Genomic DNA, 14,853 nt, shown 5'->3' with positions numbered 1-14,853 from the left:
AGTTGTTTTATTTTAGACTTTCGTCAATTTTATACATTTCGAAAGTGATGTCAAAATCTGCTTTATTAATGAGGTCAACATCAAAATAATCTTTATTAATTGACTCGTTTTTAATAAGGCCAAACAGTTTAAAATCTTGCTCGTTTTGTTCTTTAATCATAATTGAGTCATTGGCAACTTTATACTCAAAAGAAACATCGTTTATCATTTTTTGAGTCATGTACTCATATTTACCGTTGTCGTGAAAATAAACGCCTTTTCCAATGTCGTAAAAAGTGAATTTCATTTCGATTGAGTTTGCAGTTGCACTTCGAACTTTATAGGCTCGACTTGTAGTTTTCCATTTCTGTTTGTCCGCCTGTGATAAACCAAACTCGAATTGTCCTTTTAATTTATACTCTGGTGTGTTTTTTCATTACCCCACGTTTCCGAGGAAACATGGGGTTTTTGCATTCAGTTGATTTCGGTAAAACATTTAGAGATTATTTGATCACGCTGTAAGGCCTTTGGTTGCTAGTTGGTTGATGTGATTGTAGTGGTTGTCATTTTTTTGTTCCACAATTTTTTAAACAATATCTGTAACTTTGACAAAAACTTGCACACCCTGTTTTAAGTAGAATTAATACAGATGATAAAATATTAATACTTGAAGCGGTCAATCAGTTTGAATAGTCTGCCAGCTTAGGATAAAGTTCTTTAACCAAAACTTTAGGGAGCTGCTACTATGACCGACATGTAAAATAAATCCTTAAATATTTGATAATAATAAGTTGAAGGTTTTCAACATTTGTCATAAATTACGCCTAACTTCTTGAAGTTAATGGTTTTCCAAATAGTATCAAATATGAAAAACTATACATTAATCTAATTTGATAGTGTCAATTTATTATCTTTACAACATTGACTAAACTATTTTCCATATCGTTTTCTATAATTATCCTAATGCAGAGCTTTGGGATCAATCTCAATGATTTATCGCAAATCGATGAATTGATTGAGCACGCTCAGTTCCATAATGAACAGTATGGTGATAATGTTATTGTCTTTATTTCTAAGCATTATGGAGAGCTTAAGGCAGATCACAATAGAGAACATCAAGAAGAAAAAGAAGATCATGAGCAGCTACCTTTTCAACATGTTTCGCATACCTCTACCATAACGGCTTTTGTTTTAAATATAAATAAAGACGATTCTAAAACATTTGAATTTTCAGAATTTAAAGAACATACCTTTTTTTATCAGATACCTTCATCGTCAATACATTCCGAAGGAATACTCCAGCCACCAAGGCATTCATAATTTAATTTCCATTTATTTTTTGTTTCCTATTCTTCCAATGAATTAGGGACTGTAAACAATTATTATTTATGAAAAGATGCTTTCACATATTATCAATTTCAGCTTAAAGAATAAGTTTGTTATTCTTTTAATGACCACATTTATCATTGGGTTTGGGTTGTATTCCTTAACTCAAATTTCCATAGGTGCCGTACCTGATGTGACTAACAATCAGGTGCAGGTCATTACCACATCTCGCAACCTATCCACACAGGATATGGAGCAATTTATAACCTATCCCGTAGAACTGGAAATGGCAAACTTGCCAGGTGTTCAGGAAATTCGTTCGGTATCAAAATTTGGACTCTCCGTAGTGACCATTGTTTTTGATGACGATATGGGTACTTTTTTACCACGTCAGTTAATTGCCGAAAAAATTAAATCGGCAACAGAAAAAATTCCTGAAGGTTTTGGAACGCCCGAAATGGGACCTATTACCACTGGACTTGGCGAAATTTATCAATACATTCTAGATGTAGAGCCAAAATATAAAGACCGTTACACCGCACAAGATCTGCGAACAATTCAAGATTGGATTGTAAAACGCCAACTTTCAGGAATTCCTGGTGTGGTAGAAGTAAATACTTGGGGTGGATTTTTAAAACAGTATGAAGTTGCGATAGACACAGACAAGCTCAATGCAATGAATATTACAGCGCAAGAAGTTTTTACCGCACTGGAAATGAATAATAGCGTTTCTGGTGGTGGCTATATTGAAAAGGTTAATCAGGCTTATTTTATACGTGGCGAAGGCCTGATTTCCTCTTTGGACGATATCAAAAATATCGTGATTAAGAATGAAGATAATTTTCCAATTTATATAAAAAATGTAGCAAACGTTGGTTTTGGTAGTGCGACTCGTTTCGGAGCCATTACAGGAAATGGTGAAGGCGAGAAAGTGCTCGGTCAAGTAATGATGCTCAAGGATGCTAATTCCAAAAAAGTCATCGAAGCGGTTAAAGAGCGTGTTGCTGAAATCTCTAAATCATTGCCAGAAGGCGTTTATATCAACGCTTTTTTAGATAGAAGTGAATTGATAGGTAAGACTACATTTACGGTTTCAGAAAACCTGATCTTGGGTTGCTTGATTGTGATTTTTGTAGTTGTTTTAATGTTGGGAAATTTCCGTTCTGGACTCGTAGTGGCTTCGGTTATTCCGCTATGTTTGTTGTTTGCCCTGTCGTTAATGTACATTTTTGGCGTCGATGCAAATTTGATGTCGCTAGGTGCTATTGATTTTGGAATCATTATCGATGGCGCGGTGATAATAGTCGAGTTTATCGCTTTTAGGATTACTTTAAAAGCAGATGAGATTAATGCTTATTCAAAAGCTGAACGTCAAGAATTAAAGGATAAAATCACATTTAAAGGTGCCTCAAAAATGATGAACTCTGCCATCTTTGGACAATTAATTATTTTGATTGTCTTCATCCCAATTCTATCCTTATCTGGCGTAGAAGGAAAAATGTTTAAACCAATGGCGTTGACCTTTAGCTTTGCATTAATCGGTGCGATGTTGTTATGCTTTACCTACGTACCTGTGGCTGCTTCACTGTTTTTAAAACCGTCTAAAGTAAGTGATAAGAATATTTCAGTACGTCTTATGAGATGGCTCAACAAATTATATGAGCCTAGCATCCATTGGGCATTACATAGCAAGCGTTTGGTTTTGGCAATGGCCAGTGTTTTACTTGCGGTTTCTATCTATTTATATACCACAATGGGTGGTGAATTTGTGCCAACTCTAGATGAGGGCGATTTTGTAATTCAACCTGTATTAAAAACTGGAACGTCTTTGAGCAATACGGTGAAAATCACTACCGAAATCGAAAAGATATTACTCAGTGAATTCCCAGAGGTTAAACAAGTAGTCACCAGAATTGGTGCTGCCGAAGTCCCAACAGACCCGATGTCCATGGAGGAAAGTGATGTGATCATCGTTTTGAAACCTAAAAGCGAATGGGTTTCTGCCACAAGTAAAGACGAACTCGCCGATAAGTTTAAAGAGGCACTCGCTATTATACCAGGAATGGAAGTGGAATTTACACAACCTATCGAGATGCGCTTTAACGAATTAATCACTGGTGTGAGAGCCGATATTGCCATCAAGATTTTTGGAGAGGACTTGAACATTCTTGCTAAAAAAGGAAACGAAATAGGCGAATTAATAGCTGATGTGCCTGGTGCTGCGGATATATCGGTGGAAAAAATCGCTGGTTTGCCAGAGATGAATGTAAAATTCAATAGAGCTAAAATTGCGCGTTACGGACTTAATATTCAGGACGTAAATGATATGGTGTCCATGGGTTTTGCTGGTCGTAGCGCTGGTAGTGTTTTTGAAGGCGAAAAGCGGTTTGATTTAGTGGTACGGTTAGATAAAGCAAAACGTCAAGACCTTAATAACCTCAATAATCTATACATCGATTTACCTAACGGCAGTAAAATTCCACTACGCGAACTCGCGGATATTACCTATCAAAAAGGCGCAGCAAAAATATCCCGAGATGATACACGACGAAGAATTGTAGTAGGAATTAATGTTCGTAATCGCGATTTGCAATCGGTTGTTGATGATGTTCAAAAACTGATAGATGAAAATGTGAAACTTCCTGTTGGTTACAGTATAACCTATGGCGGCCAATTTGAAAACCTTGAAAGTGCTAAATCCCGCTTGTTCATTGCCGTTCCTATTGCGCTCGTCTTGATTTTTGTGTTGCTTTATTTCGCTTTCAAATCGGTTAAGGAAGCTTTGATGATTTTTTCGGCAATTCCATTGGCTGCTGTTGGTGGCGTGTGGTTGTTATGGCTACGTGACTTGCCGTTTAGTATTTCGGCAGGCGTTGGATTTATTGCCTTATTCGGTATTGCAGTACTTAACGGAATTGTACTCATAGAACATTTTAAAGAACTTAAAAAAGAAGAACGATTTACAAATATTAACGATTTGATAAAACAAGGAACCAAAGACAGATTGCGAGCCGTTTTGCTCACAGCAATGGCAGCTGCATTAGGATTTTTACCGATGGCGATTTCCACAAATGCTGGTGCCGAAGTACAACGACCACTTGCAACAGTAGTGATAGGTGGCTTGATAACAGCTACTTTATTAACCCTTGTGGTATTACCTGTACTATATTCTTATTTCAGCAGTACTAAGACAATGAAAAAAGTATCAACTGGAAAAAAGGTTGCTGGTATAACAACTATTTTACTGTTATTTTCATTGCAATTGAAAGCACAACAAAAGCCGTTGACCTTGGAAGAACTTGTTCCTCTGGCCATTGCAAATAATGCGGCACTCAACGCTGCTCAGTTGGAAATAGATAAATCTGAATCGCTTATAAATAGTGCGTTCAGTTTTGATAAAACGCAAGTTTATTATGAGTTTGATGAAAATAATCTTGCTGTAAATAATGAACCTATCCAAGTGTTTGGAATTCAGCAGGATTTTAAATTTCCGACGGTTTATTTCTCTGAAAAGAAACGCAACCAAAGAAGTTACGATGTTTCCAATAGCAGGTATGCCATTCAGAAAAAAGGAATTACACGCAAGGTGACAGCCGCTTTTTATAGCTATCAGGTCGCCAAAGAAAAACAGCGTGTTCTTAAAACTTTGGACAGTTTATACTCAGATTTTGCAAGAATAGCCAAAAGACGCTTTGAATTAGGAGAAACCAATTATCTGGAAAAAATTTCAGCTGCGTCTAAACAAAAACAGATTAACATCAATTATCTGGAAACACAGCGAGATGCTGCTTTGGCTTACAACCATTTGGTAAAACTGGTTCAATCCAAAGACACACTGAGAGTTGTAGATAGCACTATATTGAAAGCATCTTTACAGATGATAGATATTTCAAACAGCGAGGAACTCCAGTTTTATAAAAATCGAGTTGCCTTACTTGAAGCACAGCGGAGTTTTGAAAAACAACAATTGTTGCCAGACATAAGTTTCAACTATTTTCAAGGAACTAATTCAGGACTAAATGATAATTTATACGGCTATCAAGTTGGTTTAAAAATTCCGCTACTATTCGGTGGACAATCAGCGCGAATAAAAGCCGCAGGAATCTCCAAGAAAATTATAACCCAAGAATCTAATGAGTATAACATACAGCTCAACGCAAAGTTCAAAGAGCTTACTGAGCAACTAAATCAGTTAAAAATGGCTCTTGCTTATTATGAAGACGAAGGCAGTAATCTGTCTGAGGAAATTCTGAAAACCGCCAACGGAAGTTTTCGAAATGGCGAGATTGATTTTTATCACTACATCCAAAGTATCGAAAGCGCCTATGAGGTAAAGTTGGCCTATCTCAACACCTTAAATGAATACAATTACATTGTGATTAACCTTAATTACCTAACCTTATAAATAAAGCATTATGCGAGAAATACTATATAAAATGACCTTATTATCAATTGTACTGACACTCTTTAGTTGTGGTAATAATGAGACCAATTCAGAAAACGCTATATCAACTTCTGAAACTGATGATAGGATATTTGTGTCAAAAGCACAATTTGAAAGTAATAAAATGACGCTCGGCAGCATTACGGAAATGCAATTTCCAGTAACCGTTCAAACTACAGGAATGGTAGACGTTCCGCCAGATAATCGTGCTGTAGTCAATGCCACAATGGGTGGTTATATTAAAACCACACCCTTATTGATAGGAGATAAAGTGCGCAAAGGACAAGAACTGGTTACGATTGAAAATCCTGACTTTGTGACCATTCAGCAACAGTATATGGAAGTGAATGAACAACTTACCTATTTGCAATCTGAGTACGATAGACAACAAACAATGAAGGCGGAAAATATCACTTCACAAAAAAGTTTTCTTCAAGCAGAAAGTGCTTTTAAAACCGCAAAAGCAAAGTATAATGGTTTGAAAAAACAGCTACAACTACTCAACATTTCGCCAACTAGTGTAGAGTCTGGAAATATTCGCTCTGTGGTTACTATTTATGCACCTATTTCGGGCAGTATTACAAAGGTAAATGTGACCAGAGGTACTTATGTTTCACCAGCGACGGCTATCTTAGAAATTGTGAATAACGATCACATTCACTTAGAATTATCGGTTTTTGAAAAGGATATAATGAAGCTCAAAAAAGGACAGAAAATCAATTTTAAAATCCCGGAATCTTCTTCAGGAACCTATGTAGCCGAAGTCCATTTAATAGGAACCGCTATTGAAGATAATAGAACTATAAAGGTTCACGGGCACATTGAAAACGAGAAAGAAATCAATTTTTTACCTGGTATGTTTGTAGACGCAGAGATTGTTATTGAGTCCGCTTTCGCAAAAGCGTTACCAGAAACAGCCATTGCCACTATTGAAGATGAGAGCTACTTGTTAATACTCCATGAGGAAACAGCAGAAGGTTACTATTTTGAGCAGGCCGAAGTTGAAATAGGTGAAGAAACGGATAAATTTGTAAATATTTTGGCCTCAGATAATTTCCAAACTGATGCCACTTTTTTAACTAACGGCACCTTTAATCTCGTAGGAGAATCAGGTGGACATGACCATTAAATATGAATAATCAAGAAAAACATTACATGAACAGAAGCGGCTGGTTAAGAGCTGGCGTACTGGGTGCTAATGACGGTATTTTATCAACGGCAAGTATTATCATAGGTGTAGCTGCAGCTAGCAGTACTCGTGAACCGATTATTATTGCTGGAGTAGCTGGATTGGTAGCAGGAGCTCTGTCAATGGCCGCAGGAGAATATGTTTCGGTAAGTTCTCAAACTGATATTGAAAAATCCGATTTGAAACGAGAGAAACAAGAACTCATAGATATGCCCGAAGAAGAACTTATAGAGCTAGCCAAAATCTATGAGAACAGAGGGTTGACACCAGAAACGGCCCTAGAAGTAGCTACCCAACTCACGGCACACAATGCACTTGAGGCACACGCAAGAGACGAGTTGGGTATCATGGAACTTACAGAAGCAAAACCATTACAGGCGGCACTTTCCTCTGGAATTGCATTTACCATAGGCGGATTTCTGCCTGTTGTGGTGGCATATGTTGCCCCTTTGAATACAATGGAATATATACAATATGTATTTGCTATTTTATTTCTAATTGTTTTAGGAATTATTTCTGCAAGAACAGGTGGTTCCAAAGTTTTAAAACCTATTCTGCGCATCACATTTTGGGGTACGCTAGCGATGGGAATAACTGCAATAATTGGCCATTTGTTTAATGTCAATATGGTTTAATGGATGGAAAATGTAAGTTACAATGACATTTAAAGAACAGCTCAATAATCAATTTGGTTTTAATAATGATAACCTCTTAAAAGGGTTGTCACTGGAAGTGTGTCAACTGTTAACGGCCAACTTGGAAACCTATTCATTCAAAGCAGGAAACTTTATTTTTAAGGAAGGCGAAAAGCCCAAAGGAATATATCGCATCAAAACAGGAAAAGTAAAGAAGTTTACCCATACAGATTTCGGCGCACAACATATATTTTATGTCTGTAAAGAACAAGAATATTTGGGCTATCACGCTATTCTGAGTGAAGAATATTATCCGGATTCAGCTGCTGCTCTTACAGATGGGGATATCGACTTCATACCAAAAGCAGACTTTGAAAAAGCGGTGCATACATGTCATTTATTGTCGCAGCGCTTATTGAAGAATTTAAGTCACGAGTTCGGTGTGTTTATTAAGACAACAAAGTTGCTTGCCAAGTATACCGTTAGAGAAAGAGCTGCTTTAACTCTTTTGATTCTAGAAGGGAAATATGCAAATGGATCGATCCAAGCGACCGAAATAATCATGCAGCGCGAAGACTTGGCAAGTATGGTAGGTACAGCAAAGGAATCCGTAGTGCGAATGCTGAAAGATTTTAAAGAGGAACAACTAATAACAACAAAAAGAAGTAGCATTTTTATTAAAGATTATGAGGGACTTGTGAAAGTATCCAATCTATTTTGACTATGGCGAATCAAATTGATAAATATCAATGTAAGTAATCAGTATAAATAACGTTTAATATATTATAAATGTGAATTAATCATTTCTATGAATAAATTTTTTTTAATAGCCATAGCGCTAATATTTAGCATGGTTAGTGTAGGCGCCCAAGAATGGCAAACAGATTTCGAAAAAGCAAAAGAAATAGCTGCAAAAGAAAGTAAACCGATTATTCTTGTTTTTCAGGGTTCAGACTGGTGCGCTCCTTGCATAAAACTAGATAGAGAAGTGTGGAGTACAGAAACATTTAAAACTTATGCAGCAGCGCACTATGTAATGCTTCAAGCGGATTTTCCTCGAAAAAAGAAAAATGCATTACCCGATCAGCAATCAAAAGCTAATGCCAAATTATTTGAAACGTATAATAAGAATGGTTTTTTTCCCTTCGTAGTTGTTTTGAATGCCAAAGGAGAAGTTTTAGGTGAAGCAAGCTATAAAAAAACAACACCGGAAAAGTATATCACAACACTAAACTCATTCATAAAATAAGTTGAAAGCACTAATCACTTCATTCATTATATTATTTTCAATAGTCGTTCATACACAAGAGCCTTATAAACGAACCCTAAAATTAATGGGCAGTCGTTTTGATATTACGGTGATTGCAAAAGATGTAGTGGACGCTAATAAGTATATTGATACCGCTGTTGCCGAAATTACTAGAATCGAAAAACTTATCTCCTCTTGGGATGTCAATTCTCAAACTTCAGCAATAAATAGAAATGCTGGTATTAAACCAATAAAAGTTGATGCCGAATTATTTCAATTAATAGAACGCGCAATTGGCATATCTAAACTTACCGATGGTGCTTTTGACATCAGTTATGCCTCCATGGATCGGATTTGGAAGTTTGATGGCAGTATGACAGAGATGCCTTCGGAAGACGAAATTGCTGCATCAGTAGCGAAAGTGGGATTTGAGAATATTATCCTCAACAAAGAAAATAGTACCGTTTTTCTGAAGCTCGAAGGAATGAAAATAGGCTTTGGAGCCATTGGGAAAGGCTATGCGGCAGATAAAGCCAAAGCGTTGTTGATGGCGAAAGGCATGTCTTCAGGAATTATAAATGCATCTGGCGATATGAATACTTGGGGCAAACAATCCAATGGTAACGAATGGAAAGTTGCCATCACAAATCCAATGGATAAAAACAAGGTCTTTGCATTATTACCTATTACTGATGGTGCCGTAGTAACCTCAGGAAATTATGAAAAATATGTCAACTTTAATGGTAAAAGATACACACATATCATTGATCCAAGAACAGGTTATCCATCTAGCGGAATTATAAGTGTCACGGTTTTCGCACCTAAAGCTGAATTGGCCGACGCTCTGGCGACATCTGTATTTGTGATGGGAAAGGAAACTGGATTGGATCGAATCAATCAACTACCAAAAATAGAATGTATCATTATAGATGATAAAGGAAATATCACAACGTCTAAAAATATAGAAATAGATACCACTAATTAAAAATAATATTATGATAAAAAAAATGATGGTAACAGCTTTACTTGCGGTTTGCTTCAGCAGTTGCGTAGTGGTAAAAGACTATGAAAAGGTAAACCTCAACGATCCAGATATGGCATTGACAGACAAGAAGTGCGACCGTAATGTGACTACGGCGCATTCCTACCGCGAAGCAGCAGTGGGCGCCAATGGAGGAAAAACAGGCGGTGGTTGCGGTTGTAATTAACCATGAGAAATTTTTATGCTTCTAAGAGCTCATAAAAATTTGAGTCGAAGCTATACTGCTGTAGAGCAGTATTTATTTATTAAAAAAAACAATAATTAGTTGAAGAGAATAATTTTATTTTTTTGTGTTTTCGCTTTTGCGAAACCTGTCCTGAGCCAAGCGGAAGGGGCGAACTCACAGACAGGACAAGACTCAACAAAAGTCTATAAAAAACGGGTTTTAGAAACTACAGAAGTAGATTTCTTAACCAGTTATTATACCCAAGATGGCGATAATGCAGCTGTAAGTGGTGGTATAGGTACTGAAGAGTTAACTGATGTTACAGGTACATTTGTGATCTCTATTCCATTAAATGATGACGATGTGCTGACCATTGATGCTGGTGTTTCTGCATATACTTCTGCATCATCCAGTAATGTTGGGCCATTTGATGATGGTTCAGCAGACCCTTTTCAGGCTTCGTCTGGAGCTTCTAGTAGTGATTTATGGGCAAACGTTAATGGAAGCTACAGTCATAGTTCTGATGACCGTAACGATATTTGGTCGGCAAGGGTATCGCTATCGACCGAATATGATTATTTTTCTGTAGGTGTAGGCGGCAGTTACACTAAACTTTTTAATGAAAAGAATACGGAATTGAGTGTAAGTGGTAATGTTTATATCGACACTTGGAAAGCTATTTACCCTACAGAGTTGAGAGCTTTTACAGCTGAAGGAAGTGGACTGAATGACCGTCTGTTTACCCAAAACACCATTACCGGAAACGTAAATTACAATCCGAGATTTGAGCCCTTTGATAGTGAAGGACGTAATTCATATTCATTAGGCTTAGGGTTTTCGCAGATATTGCATAAAAATGTTCAAGGCTCATTGGCGTTGGATTTTGTGAAACAACAAGGCTTATTATCTACGCCGTTTCAGCGTGTATATTTTGGAGATGTAGCCGATTCTTTTATTGATAATTTTCAACTCGCTGATGCCATCGAGCGTTTGCCAGATTCAAGATTTAAAGTTGCTGTTGGTGGTCGGTTAAACTGGTACCTTAATGAGGTGCTAACGGTACGCACCTTTTACCGCTATTATTTTGACGATTGGGGCATCAACTCACATACTGCAAGTGTTGAAGTGCCAGTGAAGATTACAGATAAATTTACACTCTATCCATCATATAGATTCTATAATCAGACCGCAGCAGATTACTTTAGAGCTTATGAAGGCGCTTTGTCCACAGATGAATTTTATACTTCAGATTATGACCTTTCCAAGTATTCTGCAAATCAATTTGGATTTGGAGTATCTTACACGGACATTTTTGCAAGTACTAAGATTTTCAGTTTTGGTCTTAAAAGTATAGACCTAAAATTCTATAAATATGATAGGGACACGACTTTTGGTTCGAGTATAATTATAGCTGGATTTAAGTTTGTGATAGATTAAGTATAAGTTTTTTAAAATTGTATAAGCAAGTAATCGGAGTTATTACTATGGGATTTTGAAACATTTAATCAAATTATTTGACTTCGAAATAATTATCTCAATATCCTCATTCAAAAGTTAAATTATTTTCCCTTATAAGACAGGAATCAATACTATTAAGAAAAATGCCAAGACAAAATAAGTGTTTTTTTTAAAAGAACTACCTAACGTCTGCTTTTTGAAACGGTAGGGCCATATGCTTCCTAGCCGAAACCTTTATGTTTATTACAGCCTACACATAAATAAGATAGACGTAGTAATTTATGTCTTTTATTCTCAGAATATCAACCTACCACATAAAAAAAACCACACAATCCTTTTAAAATATGTGTGGTTCAATAAATTATTCAATTAATAAGATCTTACAATTTACTCATCCAACAATAAATTCAAGGTTACTGTAATATTATCACGTGTGGCTTTACTAAAAGGACACGCTTCATGAGCTTTTTCCACGAGGTCTTCTCCAGTTTCTAAATCAACTCCAGGAATATAACAATCTAAAGTAGCTTCTAGGAAAAAACCATCATCGTCTTTGCAAAATCCTATGACTGCGGTGACACTTAGGGCTTCGTCATCTATTTCAATACCCTCGTTTTTGGCAACGGATTGAAGTGCGCCTCCAAAACATGCTGCATAAGCTGCGCCGAAAAGTTGTTCTGGGTTGGTGCCATTTCCACCTTTGCCTCCCATTGATTTTGGTACAGAAAGATTATGGTCTAATGGACCATCTTCAGATTTAATGTGACCTGCTCTTCCGCCTTCAGCTTTTGTGGTTGCTTCATATAAAGTTTTCATTCTATTTGGTTTTTAAAGTTAATGTACTAAATATACTTAGATACATCAGCCTTCTAAAATCTACCGTCTTAAATTTCTCATAAATTTGGAAAGGTTTAGGTTAGGTAGTGATTGTCAAAGGCTTATTTAAAGCAAATTTTATAGGCTATCCTTTCTCACGTTAGTTTTTATAAGAGTTATCAATGGGTACATATGACGTGTAAATACTATCTAAATTATGTTTTCTGTATTCTTCCTTTTTATAATAGGTGGTTAAATTACAAACGTCATTAGAATCCTTAATGGTTAAAAAGCCTTTCGACCTTAAAAATTCTAGATATTCATCTAAGTTTTTAGAAAACATGCCAGTTCTTAGTTTTTCCTTATGGATCGCTTCTCGTCGCTCTTGTCTTTCTTTTATGGTATAATATCGACAATTGTTATTGTAAGGAATGTTTGTATTGCGTTTATTCGCTTCGTATATATATTGGTAACAGGTTTTGTAGTTTTTTAAACTGTACAAAAAAATATTCCTTAGTAACCTCAAAATAGGCTTCAGGTACTTCCATAGTGTGCAAGGTATAACCCCAAAGTGTTTCATTTTCGAAAATTTGAGACTGCTGAACTATAATCAACATGGATTTAATACCTTTTTCGTCTCGCCATTCTGTAGCCAAGGCTTTGAAAGTGTCTTCTTTTGGTTTGTGATATGAATAATATAAAGATGAAATGTCTTTATATAGTTTTGCTACTTCAGGAAGTTCGTATTGATGTGTCAGTTCAATGTTTAAAGAGTCCGCATAAGGCATAAAATCTTCTTTCAGAAGCGTTTCAATAGTTTTAAAAGCAGCGGTATTAATTGGTGTTTTGTATTTATTATTTAATTCCGAAGATCTATAATCCCAAAAATAATTCGAATAGTTTTTAAATACTTTTCCTCCTAATGGACTTTGAATAAATATGGAATCTGTAGCTGTATTTAAAATCCAATCTGCAGGAAATGGATAAGCACCAACGACTTCCTGTGTGTCATCAAGAACAGGATAGTATTTTAGAGTTGGTGTTTCTGCAAGAATATGGTCTTGATGGCTGTGAGACCTTGCATCGGTTTCATGCAATTCTGCCAAATCTTCTACTGAATTTGAAATATACTCGCCTTTACAAGATGTAAAGGCAAGTATAAAAATGATTATAAAAATGGTTGTAAGTTTCATTTTAAGTGATTGGGATTAATAACCTCCGCCATTGACGTCTTGTAATTGCTCCCAGTTTTCATCATTGGTATAATTGTCAATATTTGGATTCCAATTAGGATTGTCAGTACCGTAATATTCGTTGTTACCGTTCATCCAAACATTGTTATCATAACCGTCAATTTTATAAGTGTTGCCAGATCCATCGGTCATATTTCTACGTTCCCAAATGCCATCTACAGCTCTTGCCTGTCCTGCATCAGATACAGCATTTCTTCTTTTCCAGCTTTCATGACTGCTATCTAACATATCGCTATAGGTTTTTCCGTTTTGGCGTATGGCTCTACCAGTCGCTTCTATGGCTGCCATTCTTGCTTGGTGTCCGGCATTACTTCGCTGCGCCATTTGAGAATAATGCTCATTGTTGGTTTTTACCCATTGAGGATTGATTTGTAAATTAAGTAAAGAATAGATGACATCTTGTTTGGCATTTTGATAGGCACTTTGAGGAGCTTCCATTGAATTGATAGTGTAACCCCAATCTATACCGCCAACAGCTGTATATTGTGTTACAAAATAGCGGACCACTCCAAGAGATAAATTACCTTTTTGATCTTTCCATTCTGTTACCATACACTGGAATTGTTTGTTCTCTGGTGTGGCCTTAAACATATAACTATCTATACGCTTATCTAATTGTGCCAACTGAGGTAATGGATATTGTCTAACAAACGTTACGCCTTCCTTTTGTAAATAAGGCTTGAAGTCTTCGTTTATAACTTGTTCTAAAGATTTTAAAGGTTGAACATTGGCTCCGTTTTGCTGCGCAAATTGGTTTTGTGATGGATCATTATGATATCTAAATGAGACATATTGCTCGTTATAAACTTTTACACCATTGGCACTTTCAAAGAGTATATTTTCTTGATTTTGGCCTTTTTTCTGCCAAGTTTGAGGAATTGGCATAATTCCAAATGGCATTCCAAATTGTGGAGACATAATTTTATAAGGTTTTAACCTACCGTTGCTTGTTTCTTGTTGTTGGTTATTCTTCTGGTAATTTACGTTCTGTTGCCCATTGCCATTTTGATTGTAGATGGCATTATCTTGACTATTACCATTGTAACTGTCTTTTTGATTATAGTTGTTATTAAAATTGGCATCTTGCTGCCCATTATTATTCTGGGAATAATCGCTTTGCTGAGTATCATATTGCATGTAATCTTCAGATTCATAATCAAATTCTGTATTGTCGTTATTTTCTTTATTGCCGCAAGAGAAGCAAAGAACTGTAGCGATTACGAAGTGAAAAAAGTGTGATGTTTTCATAATATTTTGTTTTTAATGGATTAGTTTTTGTTGTACACTTATATATCG

At 36.2% G+C, this 14,853-nt stretch carries 14 protein-coding genes; 9 read left to right on the top strand and 5 right to left on the bottom strand.

The genetic code is table 11. The annotated features are described in order from the left end of the window. Positions 1 to 7: 7 nt before the first annotated feature. Positions 8 to 286: a hypothetical protein gene (locus HM987_RS13795; RefSeq protein ID WP_179008632.1), complete on the bottom strand. Its 279-nt coding sequence runs from the start codon at positions 284 to 286 to the stop codon at positions 8 to 10. A 656-nt stretch (positions 287 to 942) separates the two neighbouring features. Here HM987_RS13795 and HM987_RS13790 point away from each other — a divergent pair. The 9 genes from HM987_RS13790 (at position 943) to HM987_RS13750 (ending at position 11,467) form a co-directional block, all read left to right on the top strand. Continuing rightward, complete coding sequence (locus tag HM987_RS13790) at positions 943 to 1,299, top strand: hypothetical protein (RefSeq protein ID WP_229724459.1); 357 nt, start codon at positions 943 to 945, stop codon at positions 1,297 to 1,299. Positions 1,300 to 1,375: 76 nt separating this feature from the next. Continuing rightward, on the top strand, positions 1,376 to 5,710 hold the full coding sequence (locus HM987_RS13785) for a CusA/CzcA family heavy metal efflux RND transporter (RefSeq protein WP_179008631.1): 4,335 nt from the start codon (positions 1,376 to 1,378) through the stop codon (positions 5,708 to 5,710). Between the two features lie 10 nt (positions 5,711 to 5,720). Next, positions 5,721 to 6,878 carry an efflux RND transporter periplasmic adaptor subunit gene (locus tag HM987_RS13780; protein WP_179008630.1) on the top strand — a complete coding sequence of 386 codons (1,158 nt, stop codon included), beginning with the start codon at positions 5,721 to 5,723 and terminating at the stop codon, positions 6,876 to 6,878. Between the two features lie 26 nt (positions 6,879 to 6,904). Further along, on the top strand, positions 6,905 to 7,573 hold the full coding sequence (locus tag HM987_RS13775; RefSeq protein WP_370622872.1) for a VIT1/CCC1 transporter family protein: 669 nt from the start codon (positions 6,905 to 6,907) through the stop codon (positions 7,571 to 7,573). A 22-nt stretch (positions 7,574 to 7,595) separates the two neighbouring features. Further along, positions 7,596 to 8,294, top strand: coding sequence for a Crp/Fnr family transcriptional regulator (locus tag HM987_RS13770; protein WP_179008628.1), 699 nt, complete (start codon positions 7,596 to 7,598; stop codon positions 8,292 to 8,294). An 87-nt stretch (positions 8,295 to 8,381) separates the two neighbouring features. Continuing rightward, a complete protein-coding gene (locus HM987_RS13765) occupies positions 8,382 to 8,822 on the top strand; it encodes a thioredoxin family protein (protein ID WP_179008627.1) in 441 nt (146 codons plus the stop codon). Between the two features lies 1 nt (position 8,823). Then, entirely contained in the window at positions 8,824 to 9,807 is a 984-nt protein-coding gene (locus tag HM987_RS13760; RefSeq protein ID WP_229724458.1) for an FAD:protein FMN transferase, read from the top strand. A 10-nt stretch (positions 9,808 to 9,817) separates the two neighbouring features. Continuing rightward, positions 9,818 to 10,030, top strand: a complete 213-nt coding sequence (locus HM987_RS13755) for a DUF4266 domain-containing protein (protein ID WP_179008626.1) — start codon at positions 9,818 to 9,820, stop codon at positions 10,028 to 10,030. Positions 10,031 to 10,129: 99 nt separating this feature from the next. Next, positions 10,130 to 11,467: a DUF3570 domain-containing protein gene (locus HM987_RS13750; protein ID WP_370622871.1), complete on the top strand. Its 1,338-nt coding sequence runs from the start codon at positions 10,130 to 10,132 to the stop codon at positions 11,465 to 11,467. 408 nt (positions 11,468 to 11,875) lie between these two features. Here the strand turns inward: HM987_RS13750 and HM987_RS13745 are convergent, their stop codons facing one another. The 4 genes from HM987_RS13745 to HM987_RS13730 all read right to left on the bottom strand — a co-directional run bounded on the left by HM987_RS13745 (position 11,876) and on the right by HM987_RS13730 (position 14,805). Further along, positions 11,876 to 12,304, bottom strand: coding sequence for an organic hydroperoxide resistance protein (locus HM987_RS13745; RefSeq protein WP_179008625.1), 429 nt, complete (start codon positions 12,302 to 12,304; stop codon positions 11,876 to 11,878). A gap of 160 nt (positions 12,305 to 12,464) precedes the next feature. Continuing rightward, positions 12,465 to 12,647 carry a hypothetical protein gene (locus HM987_RS13740; RefSeq protein WP_179008624.1) on the bottom strand — a complete coding sequence of 61 codons (183 nt, stop codon included), beginning with the start codon at positions 12,645 to 12,647 and terminating at the stop codon, positions 12,465 to 12,467. A 103-nt stretch (positions 12,648 to 12,750) separates the two neighbouring features. Next, a complete protein-coding gene (locus tag HM987_RS13735; RefSeq protein WP_179008623.1) occupies positions 12,751 to 13,497 on the bottom strand; it encodes a hypothetical protein in 747 nt (248 codons plus the stop codon). Positions 13,498 to 13,512: 15 nt separating this feature from the next. Then, positions 13,513 to 14,805, bottom strand: coding sequence for a hypothetical protein (locus HM987_RS13730; protein ID WP_179008622.1), 1,293 nt, complete (start codon positions 14,803 to 14,805; stop codon positions 13,513 to 13,515). Between the last annotated feature and the right edge of the window lie 48 nt (positions 14,806 to 14,853).

This window comes from Winogradskyella forsetii, from assembly GCF_013394595.1.
GTDB classification, from domain to species: domain Bacteria; phylum Bacteroidota; class Bacteroidia; order Flavobacteriales; family Flavobacteriaceae; genus Winogradskyella; species Winogradskyella forsetii.
The sequence above is the reverse complement of the archived record's forward strand: the minus strand, read 5'-3'. Positions and strand labels throughout refer to the sequence as shown.